The organism is Nocardioides alcanivorans, assembly GCF_021555175.1.
Taxonomy (GTDB): Bacteria; Actinomycetota; Actinomycetes; order Propionibacteriales; family Nocardioidaceae; genus Nocardioides; species Nocardioides alcanivorans.
Window position 1 is genome coordinate 247,245 of sequence record NZ_JAKGRW010000002.1, and the last position, 17,713, is coordinate 264,957.

19 protein-coding genes and 4 pseudogenes are annotated in these 17,713 nt (G+C 69.2%); 10 read left to right on the forward strand and 13 right to left on the reverse strand.

The genetic code is table 11. The features are described from left to right. Positions 1–77: 77 nt before the first annotated feature. The 5 genes and pseudogenes from L1066_RS01300 to L1066_RS01315 all read left to right on the forward strand — a co-directional run bounded on the left by L1066_RS01300 (position 78) and on the right by L1066_RS01315 (position 3,988). Positions 78–542, forward strand: a complete 465-nt coding sequence (locus L1066_RS01300) for a DUF7144 family membrane protein (RefSeq protein ID WP_235734561.1) — start codon at positions 78–80, stop codon at positions 540–542. A 74-nt stretch (positions 543–616) separates the two neighbouring features. Next, complete coding sequence (locus L1066_RS01305; protein WP_235734562.1) at positions 617–2,116, forward strand: arylsulfatase; 1,500 nt, start codon at positions 617–619, stop codon at positions 2,114–2,116. Between the two features lie 94 nt (positions 2,117–2,210). Then, positions 2,211–2,447 carry an SUMF1/EgtB/PvdO family nonheme iron enzyme gene (locus L1066_RS26320; protein WP_283095243.1) on the forward strand — a complete coding sequence of 79 codons (237 nt, stop codon included), beginning with the start codon at positions 2,211–2,213 and terminating at the stop codon, positions 2,445–2,447. After that, a pseudogene (locus L1066_RS01310) lies at positions 2,411–3,102 on the forward strand (SUMF1/EgtB/PvdO family nonheme iron enzyme). Before L1066_RS26320 ends, L1066_RS01310 begins: the two are co-directional and overlap by 37 nt. 10 nt (positions 3,103–3,112) lie before the next feature. After that, positions 3,113–3,988, forward strand: a complete 876-nt coding sequence (locus L1066_RS01315) for an HAD family hydrolase (RefSeq protein ID WP_235734563.1) — start codon at positions 3,113–3,115, stop codon at positions 3,986–3,988. An 81-nt stretch (positions 3,989–4,069) separates the two neighbouring features. Here the strand turns inward: L1066_RS01315 and L1066_RS01320 are convergent, their stop codons facing one another. From L1066_RS01320 to L1066_RS01345, 7 genes and pseudogenes are all read right to left on the reverse strand, one after another. Beyond that, positions 4,070–4,468, reverse strand: a complete 399-nt coding sequence (locus L1066_RS01320) for a DoxX family protein (protein WP_235734564.1) — start codon at positions 4,466–4,468, stop codon at positions 4,070–4,072. Positions 4,469–4,529: 61 nt separating this feature from the next. Then, on the reverse strand, positions 4,530–5,153 hold the full coding sequence (locus tag L1066_RS26325; protein ID WP_312006708.1) for a sodium:solute symporter family transporter: 624 nt from the start codon (positions 5,151–5,153) through the stop codon (positions 4,530–4,532). After that, positions 5,099–6,031 (reverse strand): sodium:solute symporter family transporter, encoded by a 933-nt coding sequence (locus tag L1066_RS26330; protein WP_283095227.1) that lies wholly within the window; start codon positions 6,029–6,031, stop codon positions 5,099–5,101. The genes L1066_RS26325 and L1066_RS26330 overlap by 55 nt, the downstream gene beginning before the upstream one ends. Continuing rightward, complete coding sequence (locus L1066_RS01330) at positions 6,031–6,405, reverse strand: hypothetical protein (RefSeq protein ID WP_235734565.1); 375 nt, start codon at positions 6,403–6,405, stop codon at positions 6,031–6,033. Before L1066_RS01330 ends, L1066_RS26330 begins: the two co-directional genes overlap by 1 nt. After that, positions 6,402–6,554 (reverse strand): LytTR family transcriptional regulator DNA-binding domain-containing protein, encoded by a 153-nt coding sequence (locus tag L1066_RS01335; protein ID WP_235734584.1) that lies wholly within the window; start codon positions 6,552–6,554, stop codon positions 6,402–6,404. Before L1066_RS01335 ends, L1066_RS01330 begins: the two co-directional genes overlap by 4 nt. 275 nt (positions 6,555–6,829) lie before the next feature. Next, positions 6,830–7,108, reverse strand: a pseudogene (locus L1066_RS01340) (LytR/AlgR family response regulator transcription factor); the annotation flags it as partial. Positions 7,109–7,162: 54 nt separating this feature from the next. After that, complete coding sequence (locus L1066_RS01345) at positions 7,163–8,329, reverse strand: sensor histidine kinase (RefSeq protein ID WP_235734566.1); 1,167 nt, start codon at positions 8,327–8,329, stop codon at positions 7,163–7,165. A 106-nt stretch (positions 8,330–8,435) separates the two neighbouring features. Between L1066_RS01345 and L1066_RS01350 the strand changes: the two genes are divergently transcribed. Further along, positions 8,436–9,368, forward strand: coding sequence for an EamA family transporter (locus L1066_RS01350; RefSeq protein ID WP_235734567.1), 933 nt, complete (start codon positions 8,436–8,438; stop codon positions 9,366–9,368). 12 nt (positions 9,369–9,380) lie between these two features. Here L1066_RS01350 and L1066_RS01355 read toward each other — a convergent pair whose 3' ends face one another. After that, positions 9,381–10,154, reverse strand: a complete 774-nt coding sequence (locus L1066_RS01355; RefSeq protein WP_235734568.1) for a hypothetical protein — start codon at positions 10,152–10,154, stop codon at positions 9,381–9,383. 62 nt (positions 10,155–10,216) lie between these two features. Between L1066_RS01355 and L1066_RS01360 the strand changes: the two genes are divergently transcribed. Beyond that, positions 10,217–11,080, forward strand: a complete 864-nt coding sequence (locus tag L1066_RS01360; RefSeq protein ID WP_235734569.1) for a Fic family protein — start codon at positions 10,217–10,219, stop codon at positions 11,078–11,080. Positions 11,081–11,324: 244 nt separating this feature from the next. Here L1066_RS01360 and L1066_RS01365 read toward each other — a convergent pair whose 3' ends face one another. The 4 genes and pseudogenes from L1066_RS01365 to L1066_RS01380 all read right to left on the reverse strand — a co-directional run bounded on the left by L1066_RS01365 (position 11,325) and on the right by L1066_RS01380 (position 15,114). Beyond that, positions 11,325–12,110, reverse strand: a complete 786-nt coding sequence (locus L1066_RS01365; protein ID WP_235734570.1) for an HAD family hydrolase — start codon at positions 12,108–12,110, stop codon at positions 11,325–11,327. A 129-nt stretch (positions 12,111–12,239) separates the two neighbouring features. Further along, on the reverse strand, positions 12,240–12,488 hold the full coding sequence (locus L1066_RS01370) for a hypothetical protein (protein WP_235734571.1): 249 nt from the start codon (positions 12,486–12,488) through the stop codon (positions 12,240–12,242). Positions 12,489–12,554: 66 nt separating this feature from the next. Next, the gene (locus L1066_RS01375; RefSeq protein WP_235734572.1) at positions 12,555–13,799 is read right to left on the reverse strand and encodes an MFS transporter; all 1,245 of its coding nucleotides are present in this window, start codon (positions 13,797–13,799) and stop codon (positions 12,555–12,557) included. Next, positions 13,796–15,114, reverse strand: a pseudogene (locus tag L1066_RS01380) (GH1 family beta-glucosidase). Before L1066_RS01380 ends, L1066_RS01375 begins: the two are co-directional and overlap by 4 nt. Positions 15,115–15,225: 111 nt before the next feature. On the opposite strand from L1066_RS01380, the gene ssd reads away from it, so the two are divergent. The 3 genes and pseudogenes from ssd (at position 15,226) to L1066_RS01395 (ending at position 17,421) form a co-directional block, all read left to right on the forward strand. After that, positions 15,226–16,275, forward strand: coding sequence for a septum site-determining protein Ssd (gene ssd / locus L1066_RS01390; RefSeq protein WP_235734574.1), 1,050 nt, complete (start codon positions 15,226–15,228; stop codon positions 16,273–16,275). Next, a pseudogene (locus L1066_RS26335) lies at positions 16,272–16,667 on the forward strand (TadA family conjugal transfer-associated ATPase); the annotation flags it as partial. The gene ssd and the pseudogene L1066_RS26335, both read left to right, overlap by 4 nt. A gap of 133 nt (positions 16,668–16,800) precedes the next feature. Next, positions 16,801–17,421, forward strand: a complete 621-nt coding sequence (locus L1066_RS01395) for a TadA family conjugal transfer-associated ATPase (protein WP_312006714.1) — start codon at positions 16,801–16,803, stop codon at positions 17,419–17,421. 84 nt (positions 17,422–17,505) lie between these two features. Here L1066_RS01395 and L1066_RS01400 read toward each other — a convergent pair. Beyond that, positions 17,506–17,713, reverse strand: a 208-nt coding sequence (locus L1066_RS01400) for a hypothetical protein (RefSeq protein WP_235734575.1), incomplete at its 5' end; no start/stop codon positions are given.

Sequence of the window (17,713 nt, forward strand, 5' to 3'; positions counted from 1 at the left end):
GTGCTGGCCAGGGTTGGAGCGGAGGCTGTTCGGCAGGGCAGCCCGACACGCGGCTGCTGAACGTCCAGGAGGTCGTGATGAGTCAGCAACGCACGGGAGGGCCAGCTGGTCCGGCAATGCCCGACTACACCCGGAACCAGACTGGCTGGGTGGGGTGGATCGTCTTCGCGGGCATGCTGCTCGTCCTGCTCGGTGTCTTCCACGCAGTCCAAGGGCTGGTCGCGCTCTTCCGTGACGAGGTCTTCCTCGTCGGGCAGAACGGGCTGGTCGTGAATGCCGACTACACCGTGTGGGGATGGGTGCACCTGCTGGGGGGCATCCTTGCCGTCCTGGTCGGTGTTGGAGTTCTGGCAGGTCGTCTGTGGGCCCAGATGGTTGCCGTGTGTCTCGCCTTCGTCAGTGCGATCGTCAACCTCGGCTTCCTCCCTGCGTTCCCCATCTGGTCGGTCCTCATGATCACGCTGGACGTGCTCGTGATGTGGGCCCTGGTCGTCCATGGAGATGAGCTGCGGCCAGACGAAGACGCGTACCCGCAGCAATGACAGGTCCCGGTGCGAGGGCTGGGCCTGCGCCGCAGTCCACGACACCGGAGAGCGAAGACAACATCGGAGGCGACATGTCAGAACGACCGAACATCCTCATCATCTGGGGCGACGACATCGGAATCAGCAATCTGAGCTGCTACAGCGATGGCGTGATGGGCTATCGCACACCCAACATCGACCGGATCGCTGCCGAGGGGATCCGGTTCACCGACTACTACGGTGAACAGAGCTGCACTGCTGGCCGGGCAGCCTTCATCACTGGACAGAACCCCTATCGCACCGGTCTGACCAAGGTCGGAATGCCGGGCGCCGACATCGGATTGCGTGCGGCTGACCCGACCATCGCCACGGCACTCAAGGACCGCGGCTACCGGACCGGACAGTTCGGGAAGAACCACTTCGGAGACCGGGACGAGTTCCTTCCCACCGCACACGGGTTCGATGAGTTCTTCGGCAACCTCTACCACCTCAACGCGGAGGAGGAACCCGAGCTGGACGACTACCCGGACGAGGCGGACTTCCCCGACTTCCGGAAGAACTTCGGGCCGCGCGGCGTCCTGCACTCCTGGGCGAACGAGGACGGCAGCCAGCGGATCGAGGACACAGGTCCGCTCACCAAGGAGCGAATGAAGACGATCGACGAGGAGATCCTTCCCGAGGCGCTGCGCTTCATGAGTGATGCCGATGAGGCCGACGTTCCGTTCTTCCTGTGGCTCAACACGACCCACATGCACTTCCGTACCCACATCAAGGACGGCAGCCGGGGCAAGGCAGGCCGGTGGCAGTCGGCCTACCACGACACGATGTGTGATCACGACGAGCTCGTCGGCGAGGTGCTGGACTTCCTGGACGAGCAGGGCCTGGCCGAGAACACGATCGTCATGTATTCGACCGACAACGGGCCGCACATGAACACCTGGCCCGACGGCGGCATGACCCCCTTCCGCAACGAGAAGAACTCCAACTGGGAAGGCGCCTACCGGGTGCCGGCGATGGTGAGGTGGCCGGGAAGGATCCCGGCGGGCACCGTGCTCAACGGCATCGTGAGCCACAACGACTGGTTCGTCACCCTCCTCGCCGCTGCGGGAGACGCCGACGTCGCGGATCGGCTCAAGGCCGGGACCGAGCTCGCTGGGACGGCGTACCGCGTGCACCTCGACGGACACAACCAGTTGGATTACCTGACGGGTGTCAGCGACGCGAGCCCGCGTCAGCACTTCTTCTACGTCTCCGACGACGGCGATCTCACCGCACTGCGTTACGACAACTGGAAGATCGTCTTCCTCGAGCAGCGCGCGAGAGGCACGTTGAATGTCTGGGCGGAGCCCTACACCGAGCTCCGAGTGCCCAAGATATTCAATCTCAGGACGGACCCGTTCGAGCGCGCGGACGTCACTTCGAACACCTACTACGACTGGCTGTTGGACCATGCGTGGGCGCTCGTTCCCGCTCAGGCCTACGTGGGCAGGATGCTCCAGACATTGGCGGAGTTCCCGCCGCACCAGGAGCCTGCCAGCTTCAGCATCGACTCCATGATGGCCAAGCTGCGCCAGGGCGTGGCGAGCTCCTGACAACATGACGACCATGTCTCGTAGAGCCAGGCCGGCAGGACGGGGTCAGGCCGATGACCGGCCCTGGGTCGACCTCCCAGGTGGCGTGTTCACCATGGGCTCCGACCGGCACTACCCGGAGGAGGCACCCACCCATGTGGTGCGTGTGGGTGCCTTCACGATCTCACCGACGCCGGTGACCAACGAGGAGTTCACCGCCTTCGTGAAGGCCACCGGCCACCGGACCGTTGCCGAACGTCCACTCGACCCAGCACAGTTCCCGGACGCACCCCCGAGAACCTCGCGCCGGGGTCCATGGTCTTCACCCCGACCCCCGGTCCGGTGGACCTGAGACATCTCAGCCAGTGGTGGACTTGGACGCCGGGTGCGTCGTGGCAGTCCCCGGAAGGGCCGGGAAGCTCGGTCAAGCGGCGGATGGACCACCCCGTCGTGCACATCGCGCACGAGGACGCTCGCGCCTACGCCGACTGGGCGGGGGCGGACCTTCCCACCGAGGCCGAATGGGAGTACGCCGCCCGCGGGGGCTCGAGGCTGCGGACTTCACCTGGGGTGACGAGGCGCGGCCCGACGGTCGAATCATGGCGAACACCTGGGATGGTCCCGACTTCCCGTGGCGCAGCACGCGGGAGAGTGGCTGGACCCGCACCTCCCCCGTGCGGAGCTTCCCAGCGAACGGGTACGGGCTCTTCGACATGGCTGGAAACGTGTGGGAGTGGACCGATGACTGGTGGACCAGCCAGCACCCGGACGACGCCGGTCATGCCTGTTGCGCCCCGACGGACCCCCGCGGCGGGGACCTCGAATCGAGTCTGGATCCGGCGCAACCGCAGTTCCGTGTCGGCCGGAAGGTCATCAAGGGCGGTTCCCACCTGTGCGCTGACAGCTACTGCCTTCGTTATCGGCCGGCGGCGCGCCGGCCGCAGATGGTCGACACGGGAATGAGCCATGTCGGCTTCAGATGTGTGCATCGCAAGATGAGGGAATAGGAACCCATCCATGTCATCTCATGAAGAGGCGCTGCCCTCCTGGCGGCCAGGTGCTGCACGCGAGAGCGTCCTGACCTTCCTCGAGGCATCCGCAGAGCTCCCGGTGGAAGCGCGGGTTGCCTGCTTCGACAATGACGGAACCCTGTGGTGTGAGCGTCCCAACTACGTGCAGCTCGACTTCTTCCTCGCGGCACTCACCGATGCGGTTGGAAAGGACGAGGCGTTGGGTGCCCGGGAGGAGTATGCGGCACTCCTTGCCGGTGACCTGGCCAAGGTCGGGGAACTGGGGTTGCCCAGGATCGCGCTGGCGTTGACTGAGCTCTTCGAGGGCATGCACCCGGACCGATTCACCGAGCAGGTGCGGGAGTTCATGGACCATGCCATGCATCCCACCCTGTCCAGGTCACTACGACGCGTGATCTATCAACCGATGCTCGAACTCATCGATGAACTCCGCCGACGTGACTTCAGCGTGACCATCGTGACCGGCGGAGGTACCGAGTTCGTCAGGGCGATCAGCCAGGACCTCTACGGAGTGCCGCCGGAGGCGGTCGTGGGGACGTTGATCGAGTACGACTTCTCGTCCGGGGACACAGGTCCTGTCCTTGCGCGTTCCAAGCGGTTGGTCGGCGGGGCGAATGAAGGCGCAACCAAGGTGGTCAACATCCAGACCCAACTCGGCCGCCCGCCCGTGATGGCAGCGGGGAACTCCGATGGCGATCGAGAGATGCTCGAATGGGCGACGAGCACCCACCGCCCCGGTCTGGCGCTGCTCGTGGATCATGACGACGGCGAGCGGGAGTTCGACTACTCCGGGCACAGCGCGACGCTGGGGAGTCGGAGCCGATCCTCGACACGGCCGCTCGGCTGGATTGGACCGTCGTGAGTATGGCGCGCGACTGGGCCACGGTCTTTCCGGAGGAACACGGCTGACCCGCAATGGCGGCCCGGCGCCGTACGACGTGGCTCAGCGGTCCTGCCGCCGGAGCCAGCCGCCAACCCAGAGCGCCCAGAGCACCAGTACCGGTTGGAAGAAGAGTCGAGCGAGCCGTTTGCCGTCGGTGTCCAGCCCGAACGCGTCGGTGCCCTCGACGTACTGGGCCATGTTGCCGGGGAAGATCACCACGAAGAACGCGGCCAGCAGGCCGCCGAAGAGGCGCCGGTGCCTCGGGAGCGCGGCGAGACCGGCGCCCAGCGCGATCTCGACCACGCCCGAGCCGAGGACGGTGACGTCGTCGTCGACGGGGAACCACTCCGGTACCTGTGCGGTGAACTCCTCGCGTTGGGTGGTCAGGTGCAGCACCCCGGCGCCGACCATCAGTGCTCCCAGCACGATCCGGGCGGTGGTCCGCGGCAGCGAGGTCATGGTTGCAGCGTAGGACGCGACGGCCTCCTTGCCCAGCGTCCACCGCTGCTTCCACCGAGACTCAGCCGCGGTCCAGCACGACCGCCTCGGGCGTGTGCAGCCGCACCATGAAGCGGTTCACGTCGCGTGGGATGCGATGCCGGGTGGCCCGCGACACCAGCACCATCGTGGCGAACGCCAGTGGCACCGACCAGGCTGCCGGTTGCGCGAGGAGTGCGTGTCCCCAGCCGTCTCCTTCGAATGGCGCGAAGGCATAGATGACGCCCACCGAGGAGCCAAGGAAGCCGGCGACCAGCCCGGTCACCGCACCGACGTCGGTCAGACCCCGCCACCAGATGCCGAGCACCAGCAGCGGGCAGAACGTCGAGGCAGCGACCCCGAAGGCCAGCCCGACCGCCCGCGCGATGCCGAGATCGGTCACCCCGATCGCCACCGCACACGGCACCACGATCGCCACCACCGCGCTGAGCCGGAACGCCGTCACGCCACCGAGGCGGCCCCGCCCGATCGCGTCCTGGCTGAGCACGCCGGCAACAGCGATCGTCAGCCCCGAGGAGGTGGAGAGGAATGCCGCGAAGGCGCCAGCGGTCACCAGTGCGCTCAACAGGTCACCGGTGAGACCGCCCACCATCAGTCGCGGCAGCTCCAGCACGAGTACGTCGGAACTCGCCCCGTCGGCGTACACGCGCCCGAGCGCCGCATAGATCGGGGGAGCACGTAGAAGAGCCCCAGCAGACCGAGCACGACCACGGTGGTGCGACGCGCGGCGCGGCCGTCGGGGTTGGTGTAGAAGCGCACCACCACGTGCGGCAGGCCCATCGTGCCCAAGAAGGTCGCCACGATGAGCGAATAGGTCAGGTAGAGGCCCGGGCCGCCGCCGTCCGCGACCGGAAGCGACCACTGTGCCGCGTCCGTGCCCACGTCCACCGGGCTCCGGGCCCCGTCATCGACCCACACGGTCAGCAGGAACACGGCAGGCACGAGCAGCGTGGTGAGCTTGAGCCAGTACTGGAACGCCTGCACGAAGGTCACGCTGCGCATCCCGCCGCTCAGCACGTTGACCAGGACCACTGCGGCGACCACGCCGGCGCCGAGCCAGCTCGGGGCACCGATCGCGGCGTCGAGGGTGAGCCCGGCCCCCTGGAACTGGGGCACCAGGTAGAGCCACCCGATCGCCACCACCAGCAGCGAACACGTGGACCGCACCATCGGCGTACCAAGTCTGGCCTCGGCGAAGTCGGGCAGCGTGTAGGCGCCCGAGCGGCGCAGTGGGGCAGCGATGAGCACCAGCAGCACGAGGTAGCCAGCGGTCCAGCCGACCGGGTACCAGAGCATGTCGGCACCGAAGGTGAGCACGAGTCCAGCGATGCCGAGGAAGGAGGCGGCAGAGAGGTATTCGCCACTGATGGCCGAGGCGTTGAGGGCCGGGCGCACGGTGCGGGAGGCGACGAAGAAGTCGCTGGTGGTGCGGGAGAAGCGCAGGCCCCACGTGCCGATGGCGATCGTGGCGAGCGCGACGAGGACGACCGCCACGATGCCGAGGGAGCCGTTGGGCGTGGTCATCAACCCTCCGCTGTCTCGAGCAGTTCGGCGAAGTCGCGTTCGTTGCGCTCGGCCCGACGGACGTAGACGGTTCCCAGCGCGAAGAGGGCGGGGTAGACCGCGAAGCCGAGCAGCAGCCACGCCACCGGCACCTTCAGCACCTCACGAGCCGCGAGCTCGGGCCACAGGTGGAAGAGCAGCGGTACTCCCACGGCCAGCAGCACCAGAGGCACCAGGAGCCCGATCGCGAGGCGCAGCTGGGCACGCAGCAGCGAACCCATGAGGACTTCACCGAGCGCAGTCTGGTCGTCGATCTCGCCCGAGCGGGTTCGCCGCCGCGTGGGTCGGCGCGGCGGTCCGGTGACCCTGACGCGTTCGGGAGGGCTTTCGGTCACGGCTTGCTCCGGATGAGCAGCTCGCGCAGGTCGCGGGTGTGCCGGCGGCTCACCTGGAGGTCGGTCCCACCGACCCGGACGGTGCAACGACCGTTGTGCATGCGCACCTCCTCGACATGGGCCAGCGCGACCAGCAGCGAGCGGTGGATGCGGACGAACCCGGCCGGTCCCCACTGCTCCTCGAGCTGGGTGAGGGTGAGCGCAGCAGGTGGGAGTCCTCGGCGGTGTGCAACCGTGCGTAGTCGCCCTGCGCCTCGACGTAGCGGATGTCGGAGCGGTTGATGAAGCGGGTGACACCACCACGCTCCACCGCGATCTGCTCGTCGGCCGGGGCGGTGGTGCCGCCGCTTCCCTCGACCACGCGGCGTACGGCCTCGGCCAGGCGCTCGGCGCGCACCGGCTTGAGCACGTAGTCGACGGCACGCAGGTCGAAGGCCTCGACCGCGTGCTGTTCATGGGCGGTGACGAAGACGACTGGCGGGGTCTCCTTGAAGCGGGAGAGCACCTGGGCGAGCTCGAGGCCGGTGAGGCCCGGCATCTGCACGTCGAGGAACACTGCGTCGATGTCGCGCTCCTGCAGCAACCGCAGGGCCTCGGTGGCGGAGTCGCAGGCGACGACCTCGCTGATCCGCTCGTCCTGCCCCAGCAGATAGGTGAGCTCATCGAGCGTGGGCCGCTCGTCGTCGACCACCAGAACCCTCATGCGCGCGAACCCTCACTTGGAATCCTCGAACCCTCACTTGGAATGGTCGAACCTTCACCCAGGCGAGCCCAAGTGAAGGTTCGCGGGTGCTGAGTGAAGGTTCGGCGGATCATGCGTGCACCCCGGGGCGAACTTGGGCACCTGGACGATCACCTTCGTACCGGCGCCGGGCGCAGTCTCCACGACGAGGCCGTGGTCGTCGCCGAAGGCGGAGCGCAGCCGCACGTCGACGTTTCCGAGGCCGTGGGAGTCGAGCTCGGCGTCACCGGCCAGGGCGCGACGTACCCGCTCGGGCTCCTCGCCCGCACCGTTGTCCTCGATCTCGATCGTGCAGGTCCGCCCGTCATCGCTGGCGACGATCGTGATGTGGCCGTCGCCCTGCTGGGCCAGGCCGTGGCGCACCGCGTTCTCCACCAGCGGTTGGAGGCAGAGGAAGGGGATCGTCACCGGCAGCACCTCTGGAGCGATCTGCAGCGTGACGGAGAGCCGGTCGCCGAAGCGGGCCTGCTCCAGCAACAGGTAGCGCTCGATCGACTTGAGCTCCTCGGCCAGGGTCGTGAACTCGCCGTGCCGGCGGAAGGAATAGCGGGTGAAGTCGGCGAACTCGAGCAGCAGCTCGCGGGCCCGGTCGGGGTCGGTGCGCACGAAGGAGGCGATGGCACCGAGGGAGTTGTAGATGAAGTGCGGGCTGATCTGTGCCCGCAGGGCGCGCACCTCGGCCTCCATCAACCGGGTGCGGGAGGCGTCGAGCTCGGCCAGCTCGAGCTGGGTGGAGACCCAACCGGCGACCTCGTCACAGGCGCGCGCCAGTGCTGCCGTGGCGGCGTCGGTGAAGGTCTGCAGGGTTCCTACGGTGTGCCCTTCGACCACGAGGGGGCTGATCACGGCCTGCCGGATCTCGCAGTTGAGCAGGTCGCAGTCGAACTCGCCATGGTTGGCGACCCGGGTCATGCCGCTCTCCACGGTGGGGGCAGCCAGCACGGCGCTGTGCCTGGCGTGCTGGTCGGACGAACCATCCCACGCGAGCATCTCCGCCGCGTCCGTCAACGCCACGGCGGGGGTGCCGAGCAGAGCGCGCAGGTGCTTGACGCTGCTGGTGGCGCTCGCCGCGGTGAGGCCCTCGCGCAAGCTGGTCGACGCGAGCGAGGCGGTGTGCAGGGTGCGGAAGGTGGCTCGGTCGGCCTCCGAGCCGAGGTGGGTCCGTCGCCAGCGCAGCGCCATGTCCGGCAGCGTAATGGGTCGAGGGCGTGCAAAGAGCGCGCCAACAGGGGATCGAGGACTCGGATGTGGTGCCGGCGAGACTCCGCGATGCGCCTACGCTCGGGCCATGCAGCAGGACGTCCCGGTTGGTCAGGCACCGGATCGCACCGTCTCCGGGCTCTTGTTCGCCGTCCTTTCTGCCTGCTCCTTCGGTCTCTCCGGCGTGCTCGCGACCGGCCTCATCGCGGGTGGTTGGTCACCCGGCGCAGCGGTGACCATCCGGGTCGCCGTGGCGGGAGCGGTGCTGGCGATCCCCACCGCTCTCGCGATGCGCGGGAGGTGGGGACTCCTGCGCGACAACCTCACGCTGGTGCTGGCCTACGGGGTCGTGGCTGTCGCGGGCTGTCAGCTCGCCTACTTCCAGGCAGTGGCCCGCATGGACGTGGGTATCGCGTTGCTCATCGAGTACACCGCGCCCGTTGCGGTGGTGCTGTGGCTGTGGCTGCGCCACGCGCGTCGACCCACCCGACTGATGTCAGTGGGCGCGGCGGTGGCGGCGGCCGGTCTGGTCTTCGTGCTCGACCCGTTCTCCAACGCATCGCTGTCGACCGCGGGGGTCCTGTGGGCGCTCGGCGCGATGATCGGGGCGGCCACCTACTTCGTGATCTCCGCTGATGAGGGGAACGGCCTGCCTCCCACCGCCCTGGCCGGTCTCGGGCTGTTGGTCGGGGCGGTCGTCCTTGCGCTCGCCGGGTTGGTGGGGATCCTCGACTTGACCGCGGGAACTGCCGAGGCGACGTACGCCGACAGGGCCGTCCCCGCGTGGATCCCGCTGCTCCTGCTCGGTGTGGTGGCCGGCGCGGTTGCCTACACGAGCGGCATCGCGGCCAGCCGTCGGTTGGGCTCGGGGTTGGCGTCGTTCGTGGCGCTGGGGGAGGTGCTGGCAGCGATCGTGTTTGCGTGGCTGTTGCTCGACCAGATGCCGAGGGGCGTGCAGCTGCTCGGAGGTCTGGGGATCCTGGCTGGCGTCGTGCTGGTCAAACTGGGCCACCGCCGGTGACCCAGGGGCGACTCAGCGGAAGTCGATCAGTAGCAGGTCGTCGCCGTCCAGCGTCGTGCTGGACGGTCCCCTGACGGCCTCGTCGCCGCCGGCCAGGGCGATCGGCACGGTCGGCTCGCCCGGGAGGTCGTCGCCGTCGCTGGAACTGTCGCCCTCGGCGTGGACGTCGAGGGCATGGGGCGTCTCCCACGCGGACTCGACGACGGTGGCGCGGTAGCAGGTGGTGACCCAGGGCAACTGCATGCCGTCGGCGCCGCGGCCGTAGTCAGCATAGAGCGCCAGCGCCTCCGAGGTCTTGGAGTCGCGCTTGGGGTCGTCAGTCAGCTCCTGCGCAAGCAGCGCCGTGAGTGATTCGGTGTTGACGTGTTGCCAGTGGCGGAAGCCCTCTCGGTCGACGAAGCCGAAGAGGGTGGAGAGCACGAGGGTGCCGGCAGGCTCCTCATCGATCTCGACCCCGAGCGCCTTGTCGAGCTTGCGGGCCCACGGGATGCGCTGGTCGCGGATGGTGTGCAGCAGCACCAACTGCCCGCCGGGGCGCAGCATGCGGGCCAGCGAGGTGAGATCGTCGGGCAGCCGGTCGACCACCAGTACGTCGACGGAGCGGTGGGGCACTCGCTCGCTGTCGGCGGTGATGGACTGGACGTCATGCCCTTCGCTCGCGAACGTGTCGGCGTCGGCGATCAGCGGGGCGCCGTGGACCAGCACAGTGCGTTGGGAGTCGCCACACAGCCAGCGGACTGCCTCTTCCGGCAGTCGGGGCCCGGGGTGCTGAAGCTGCTCGTCCATCCAACTGAGGGTATCCCTCCCGCGGTCGGCGTCCGAGCACGACGCGCGTAGTGTTCGACCTCATGAGTGCTGACCCGATGGCCACCCTCGCCGGCCTCGAGGGCGTCCCGTCGGCGTACGCCGCCACGCGGGACGGCATCGACGTGCTGCTGCGTGACCGGGGGCTGCGCAAGACCCCGCCTGCCTTCACGTCGGAGTCGCTGCTGCGCGGCGCTGCGGCCAGCGCCGCCCTGGAGGGATCAGGGTCGAGCCCGGAGCAGATCCGTGCCGGCGAGGGCGACGAGACCGCGGCAGCCGCCGTACGCCTGTCGGCCGAGGCGCTGTCACTGGTGCCGACACTGCGTCAGGCCCCGTTGCAGGCCTTCGCTCGTTTGCATGCCATCGCGGCCAAGGGCGTGCTTGGCATGCAGGAGCTCGGACGACCGCGCGATGCCGACTCCGCCGAACGCCTGCGGGTGCTCGCAACGCGCATCTCGCAGCAGACGTCGGCGCCGGCGATGGTCGTCGCGGCGTTGGTGCACGCCGAGATCGCCACCGCCGCCCCCTTCGCGTCGCACAACGGCCTCGTCGCCCGCGCCGCGGAGCGGTTGGTGCTCGTCGGCCGGGGGTCGATGAGAAGTCGTTGCTGGTGCCCGAGCAGGCGCACCTCCAACTGCGTGCGCAGTACGAGTCCAACTTGCGCGCCTACGCATCTGCCACCGGTGTCAGCGGTGTCCACTCCTGGCTGCTCTACGGTGCCGAGGCCTATGCGCTCGCGGGCGAACTGTCCCCGTTGCGTGACTGAGTACCGGCACTGTGTGACGTTTCTGCATGCTTGGTGTGTGTGGCTACGGCCCACAAGCGACAAGTTCCCCGCCCGGGCGGGGAATCCGCGGAGCGCGGGGCGCGGCAAACGGCCCCCGGATTGCTCCGAGGGCCGCCGCTGACACATGGTCTACCTGGCTACCAGGCGTGCAACTCATAGATACTGCCCCGGATGAATCCGAGTGTTTCAGCGCCCTGTCAGAAGGGTGGTTCGCCGCGTGGGTACCTGGTCCATGTGTACGTCTGTTGAGTTGTTGTGCCCATGTCTACGCCCCTTCTGGGGCAGATTCAAGGCCTCGATTTCCGCCCGGATCCGTGGTCTAGTGGTCGGTTGGGGGCGGGTTCGGATCTCGGACCCGACGGGGGTCAGGTGAGGCGGTTGCGCCAGCTCTTCCACAGCAGTACGCCGACACTCGCGGCCGCGCCTCCCACGGCGAGCGCGGTGATGGTCGGCCCTGGGGCAGGCAGGCGCTTCTTGTCGAGGTTGACCGGTCGGTTGAAGACCAGCACCGGCCAGCCCGCGGTCTCGGCGACCTTGCGCAACTCCTTGTCAGGATTGACCGCATGGGGGTGGCCGACCGCCTCGAGCATCGGCACGTCGGTCACCGAGTCGCTGTAGGCGTAGCAGCGTGCCAGGTCGTAGCCGCGCTCAGCGGCGAGGTGGCGGACGGCCTCGGCCTTGGCGTCTGCGTAGGCGTAGTAGTCGATCTCGCCGGTGTAGTGGCCGTCCTCGATCCGCATCTGCGTGGCCACGACGTGGTCGGCACCCAGCATCTCGCCGATCGGCTCGACGACATCGGCCCCCGACGTCGACACGATGATCACGTCCCGGCCGGCTGCGTGGTGCTCCTCGATGAGTCCCACGGCCTCGTCGTAGACGATCGGATCGACCACGTGGTGCAACGTCTCCGCGACGATCTCGCGCACCGTGGCGACGTCCCAGCCAGCAGTCAGCTGCGACATGAACTGCCGCATCTTCTCCATCTGGTCGTGGTCCGCGCCGCCGACCATGTAGACGAACTGCGCGTAGGCCGAGCGCAGCACCGAGCGCCGCGAGATCAGCCCACCCGCCTGGAACGGCTTGCTGAACGCGAGCGCGCTCGACTTGGCGATGATCGTCTTGTCGAGGTCGAAGAACGCGGCGGTGCGCATGCGGCCCACCCTAGATGAGTTGCACCAAGGGAGGTGCCGGGCTCGCGGCGCCCCGCATCCCGACCGGCGGCGTTGTCCTCGACTCGACGGGCCTCCGGCCCGCCCTCGCTCGTCCGCCTTTCCGGACCGTCAGGAGTAGCGGTGACTCTTCGCTGCGTGTCCGTGCTCGCGGGTGCAGGTGCGCCCGCTCATGTTGCGGTGGCCGCACAGGGCGGGTGCACCGGCGGGCGGCTCGTCGGTCGCCGGTGTGGGGGCAGTGACCGGGGCCGGTTTCGGCACGCTCGGACGCCGTGCCGGCTGCGCGCCGGTCGTGGTGCGGGACTTGGCCGCTTCGTACTTCGCCTCGCGCATCGCACGCAGGTTGTCCATCTTGCTCATCGTTGGCTCACGTGGGTGACCCTAGCGGTGACCCCCGACAACGGCCCCGGTCTGGTACGCCGCCACTCACCGCAGCGAGCGGATCCTCACCACCAGCACGCTCCCCAGGGCGCTCACCGCCGCGGCGAGCAGGTAGAGCGACGCATAGCCCAACCCCAACCCCAGCACGGCGGCCGCGACGACTGGAGCGAGCACCTGGGGAAGGGCGTTGGCGATGTTGATGACGCCGAGGTCCTTGGCCCGATCGGCGTCCGAGGGCAACACCTGGGTGATCATGGCGAAGTCGACGGCCGTGTAGGCACCGAAGCCGATGGCCAGGATCGTGGCGCCGATGATTGCCAGCGCCCAGGTGTCGGCGAAGGCGAGCAGGGCGAGAGCCGAGGCGGCGATGAGACCCGACCCGATCACGAACGGCTTGCGTCGCCCCGTGCGGTCCGACCAGTAGCCGCCGATGACTGCGGTGACGATCGTGACCACGCCGTAGAGCAGCGTCAGCCAGAAGACGCCGTTCTCCGCGGCGTCGTCGTCGAGTCCGATCGAGTCCTTCAGGTAGTAGAGGAGATAGAGCAGCAGGATGGCGTTGCCGAGGTTCATCAGGAAGCGGGTCAGCCACGCCCACGCGAAGTCGGGATGCTCGCGCGGCGAGATCCAGAACGACCGCAGGAACGGTCCCCAGGCGAAGTCGGGCCGGTCGGCCACGGCGAGCGAGAGGTCGCGGTTGTCCAACAGGTAGGGCAGGGCCGAAAGCACCAGCACGCCCGCAATCGTCAGGTAGCCGGCAGCGATCGAGCCGGTCGCGGCGGCGATCCCGGACCCTGCCACCACCCCGAAGGTCTGGGCGATCGCCAACCAGCCGCCCACCGCGCCGCGCTGCACGACCGGCACCTGGTCGGGCACCGTCGCAGTGATCGCGGCCAGCATGGCGTTGAGGGCCGCCTGCGCGAGCGCCCACGCGAGCACCATCTGCCAGACCGCGTTGGCGACCGACAGCAGCACCATCGCCGCGACCGCGGCCGCGAGTCCACCGAGCACCCACGGGACCCGACGCCCGACACGCAGGGTGGTGCGGTCGGAGAAGGCGCCCCACAACGGGTTGAGCACCGTCGACACGAGTGCGCCGACTCCGGTGACCAGGGAGAGCACTGCTTCCTTGTGGTCGGGGCTGATCGCCTCCGCCTGCTGCGCCAACAGCACCTGGATCGGCCCGAAGAACCCCGACCACACGCCGATGCTGATGATCGACAGCCACAGCACCCAGACCGGCGATACCCGTGTCGTCGGCTCCACCGTCGAGATCGGGGTCGCGCTCACCGCAAGGCCTTGTGCGCGGCGATCGTGCCGGCGTACCACTCGAAGCTCCGGCGCCGGGTGCGGACCTGTGTCGCGTAGTCGACGTGCACGAGCCCGAAGCGCTGGGTGAAGCCCTCCGCCCACTCCCAGTTGTCGGTGAGCGACCACGTGTAGTAGCCGCGTACGTCGACACCTGCCTCGATCGCGTCGGCGACGGCCTCGAGGTGGGCGTCCAGGTAGTCGATGCGGAACTGGTCGTCGATCGGCGACCAACTGGTGCCGTTCTCGGTGATGATCACCGGGGGCAGGTCGGGGTGGCGCTTCTTGAGCGTCACCAAGGTCTCGCGCAGGCCGTCGGGCACCACCGGCCAGCCGAACTCGCTGGTCGGGTGGCCGGGCAGGTCGAACTGCTCGAAGGGAAGCTCGGAACCGTCCGGGGTGCTCCGCACGCCCATCGGGTTGTAGTGGTTGACGCCATAGAAGTCGAGAGGCGCGTTGATCACCGCGAGGTCGTCGTCGAGGGAGTCGGCGGGCACCAGTTCGCCGATCACGTCGGGATAGCGGCCCACGAGCATCGGCTGCGAGAAGGTCCGGTTCCACAGCACGTCGAGCAGTTGCGCGGCGGCGGTGTCGGCCTCGGAGTCGGTCTCGGCCCACATCGGGGCGTGGTTGTTGGCGCAACCGACCGCCGCAGCGTGATGCTCGCGCAGCGTCGCCACGGACAGCCCGTGCGCGAGGTTGAGGTGGTGGGCCACCGGCAGGGCGCCGAAGTGGAGTGGGAGGCCCGGCGCATGGGTGCCGAGGCCGTGGCCCAGCAGCGTGACCATGTTGGGTTCGTTGACCGGCACCCAGTGGGCGACCCGGTCGGCGAGCCGGGCTGCGACGAGCGAGGTGTAGTCGGCGAAGCGCAGTGCGGTCTCCCGGTTGAGCCAGCCGCCCGCGTCCTGCAGGGCCTGGGGAGGTCCCAGTGGTAGAGCGTGAGCATCGGTGCGATTCCCGCGGCGAGGAGGTCGTCGACCAGGCGTTCGTAGAAGTCCATCCCCGCGGCGTTGGCCGGGCCGCGGCCGGTGGGTTGGATCCGCGGCCACGCGACGGAGAATCGATAGCCGTCGAGCCCGAGCTCGGCCATCAGTGCGACGTCCTCGCGGTGCCGGTGGTAGTGGTCGCAGGCCACCGCTGCCGTGCTGCCGTCGACGATCCGTCCGGGCTCCACGCTGAACGTGTCCCAGATGCTGGGGCCCTTCCCGTCAGCCGTCGTCGCACCCTCGATCTGGTGGGCCGCAGAGCTCGCTCCGAACCGGAAGTCGCGTGGAAGGGTCCATGACATACGCCTCATTGTGCACACGAGTTGGCCAGAAGTGGGTCACATGACTGTGGAAATTCGAATCGATCCACAGCGAGGCTCCGTTCGGTGGCCGGCGTCGGGCGTACGCCGCAGGGTTGCCGCATGGACGCACCCCTGGTCATCACCCGCGATCGAGCGCTCGCCGACGAGCTCGTCCGGCTCTGTGCGGCGGCCGGTGCCACGCCTGCTGTGGTGGACGATCCGACCGGCGCGCTGACCGCTTGGGCCGATGCCGCCGTCGTGCTGGTGGGCCTCGACATGGTGGAGCAGGTCGCGGCCGTGGGACCGCCGAGACGCAGGAGCGTGCACCTGGTGGCTCGCGAGCACGTGCCAGATGCGGCGTTCCGACACGCGGTCACCATCGGTCTCGAGGGGGTGGCCGAGTTGCCTCGCTCGGACGAGTGGCTGCTCGACGTGCTGGCCGACGCGGCCGAGAGTGAACTCGCCCAGGGACTGACGATCGGCGTGATCGGTGGTTCGGGTGGGGCAGGTGCGACCACGTTGGCGTGCGCTCTCGGACTGGTGGCAGCGAAGCAGGGATCGGCTGCGCTGCTCGACCTCGACGTCCGTGGACCGGGCCTCGACGTGGTGCTCGGGACGGAGGGCGCCACCGGCCTGCAGTGGACCACCTTGGGGCAGACCACTGGGCGGCTCGGGGCACGGTCCTTCCGGGAGGCGCTGCCGAGCCGTGACGGGCTCGGCGTGGTGACCTGGGCGCCGGGACCGCGGCGGCCGTTGCAGCCATTCGCGGTGCGCGAGGCCTTGGCGGCCGCCACCCGGGGGCACGACACCGTCGTGCTCGACCTTCCGCGTCAAGGTGACGAGCTCACCGAGGAACTGTTGGCGCGGTGCGCGCACGTCGTGGTGGTCGTGCGTGGTGACATGCCGGGGCTGAGCAGCGCCTCGCGGATGGTGCGGCACCTGACGGCCTCGGGCCCGGTGAGCTGCGTGTTGCGCGGCGGCGGCGACGTCGGCGACGTGGAGAGGGTGCTCGCAGTGCCGCTGCTGGGTCGGATCCCGGAGCCGCGCGGGCTCGTGGAAGACATCGACCTCGGCCACGGTCCGCTGCGTTCTCGCCGGTCGACGCTGGCGCGCGCGGCGAGGACGGTGTTGGCCGAGTTGGCGGTTCGGGTCGACGGACGCGCTGCATGAGTGACGACCTCGTGGCGCTGGTGCGTGACCGGCTGGCCCGGACGGGCGACACGCTCACGCCGCAGCTGGTCGCCGACACCCTGCGCGCCAACGGCCGTCCGGTCGGCGACGCCACGGTGCTGGTGGTGCATCGGCAGGTGGAGTCCGAGGTGGTCGGCGCCGGTGTGCTGCAGCCCCTGCTGCGGGAGCCGGGGGTCACCGACGTGCTGGTCAACGGCTCCGGCCGCGTGTGGCTCGACCGTGGCAACGGCCTGGAACCGCGTGCGGTCGACCTGCCCGACGAGTCCGCCGTCCGCCGCCTCGCCCAGAGGTTGGCCGCGCTGGGCGGCAGGCGCCTCGACGACGCGACGCCGATGGTCGACGTACGGCTGCCCGACGGGACGCGTTGCCATGCGGTCCTCCATCCGGTCGCCCGCAACGGCACCGCCATCTCGCTGCGAGTGCCGCACCGCGCCGGTTGGACCCTCGACTCTGCTGGCGTCGCGCGGAGCGCTCGGGGAGGAGGCCGTCGCCCTCGTACGTCGAGTGGTCGCCACCCGCGCCGCGTTCCTCGTCTCGGGTGGCACCGGCGCCGGCAAGACGTCGTTGCTCTCGGCAATGCTCGCGGAGGTCGATCCCGACGAGCGACTCGTGGTGGTGGAGGACTCGGGCGAGCTCGACCCAGCTCACCCGCACGTCGTGGCCCTCGAAGGGCGCACCGCCAACGTCGAGGGCGGCGGTGTGGTCACGCTGCAGACACTGGTGCGCCAGGCGCTGAGGATGCGGCCCGACCGGGTCGTGGTCGGCGAGCGTGCGGGTGCGGAGGTGGTCGACTTGCTCGCTGCGCTCAACACCGGGCACGAGGGTGGATGCGGCACGGTTCATGCCAACAACGCGGCGGCGGTGCCGGCCCGGCTCGAGGCACTGGGGATGACCGCCGGGCTGGGGCGCGAGGCGCTGCACAGCCAGCTCGCCTCGGCGCTCGACGTGGTGCTGCATGTGGCGCGCGACCGACGAACGGGCAGCCGATGGCTGGCTGAGGTCGCCGTGCTGGTGAAGGACCAAGCGCTGGTGCGTACCGAGACCGCGGTGCGCTTCACCGTCGACGGGCAGGTCCGTGAGGGACCGGGACTCGACCGCATGGCCGTGCTGCTGGGGGCGGCATGACGGGGTCGTTCCACGCCGCCTGGCCTGACGGGGTGGTGCGGGCGGCCACTGCCGGGGTGGCCGTGGCTGCCCTGGTCATGGTGCTCACCGCCCGGCCGCATCCTCAGCGACCGACGGATCGGAAGCGTCTGGTGGTCCGCAGCAGCGGTGCTCGCTGCGCTGGGGGTGGCGGTGGCGGGGCGGCGGCCCCCTGGTGCCGATGTCGTGGTGCTCGGGTTTGCGGGCCTGCGGAGTGTGGGGCCTGCACGGACGGATGCGCGACGCAGGCACGAGGCGATCGAGGTGGGGAGAA

What these genes read in the sequence shown, in the direction of transcription:
- L1066_RS01370 (WP_235734571.1), bottom strand. Translation starts at nt 12,488, where the DNA reads ATGAGCAAGATGGACAACCTGCGTGCGATGCGCGAGGCGAAGTACGAA.
- ssd (WP_235734574.1), top strand. Translation starts at nt 15,226, where the DNA reads ATGGACGCACCCCTGGTCATCACCCGCGATCGAGCGCTCGCCGACGAG.
- L1066_RS01360 (WP_235734569.1), top strand. Translation starts at nt 10,217, where the DNA reads ATGAGTGCTGACCCGATGGCCACCCTCGCCGGCCTCGAGGGCGTCCCG.
- L1066_RS26320 (WP_283095243.1), top strand. Translation starts at nt 2,211, where the DNA reads ATGGGCTCCGACCGGCACTACCCGGAGGAGGCACCCACCCATGTGGTG.
- L1066_RS01300 (WP_235734561.1), top strand. Translation starts at nt 78, where the DNA reads ATGAGTCAGCAACGCACGGGAGGGCCAGCTGGTCCGGCAATGCCCGAC.
- L1066_RS01315 (WP_235734563.1), top strand. Translation starts at nt 3,113, where the DNA reads ATGTCATCTCATGAAGAGGCGCTGCCCTCCTGGCGGCCAGGTGCTGCA.
- L1066_RS01345 (WP_235734566.1), bottom strand. Translation starts at nt 8,329, where the DNA reads ATGGCGCTGCGCTGGCGACGGACCCACCTCGGCTCGGAGGCCGACCGA.
- L1066_RS01355 (WP_235734568.1), bottom strand. Translation starts at nt 10,154, where the DNA reads ATGGACGAGCAGCTTCAGCACCCCGGGCCCCGACTGCCGGAAGAGGCA.
- L1066_RS01365 (WP_235734570.1), bottom strand. Translation starts at nt 12,110, where the DNA reads ATGCGCACCGCCGCGTTCTTCGACCTCGACAAGACGATCATCGCCAAG.
- L1066_RS01350 (WP_235734567.1), top strand. Translation starts at nt 8,436, where the DNA reads ATGCAGCAGGACGTCCCGGTTGGTCAGGCACCGGATCGCACCGTCTCC.
- L1066_RS01320 (WP_235734564.1), bottom strand. Translation starts at nt 4,468, where the DNA reads ATGACCTCGCTGCCGCGGACCACCGCCCGGATCGTGCTGGGAGCACTG.
- L1066_RS26330 (WP_283095227.1), bottom strand. Translation starts at nt 6,031, where the DNA reads ATGACCACGCCCAACGGCTCCCTCGGCATCGTGGCGGTCGTCCTCGTC.
- L1066_RS01305 (WP_235734562.1), top strand. Translation starts at nt 617, where the DNA reads ATGTCAGAACGACCGAACATCCTCATCATCTGGGGCGACGACATCGGA.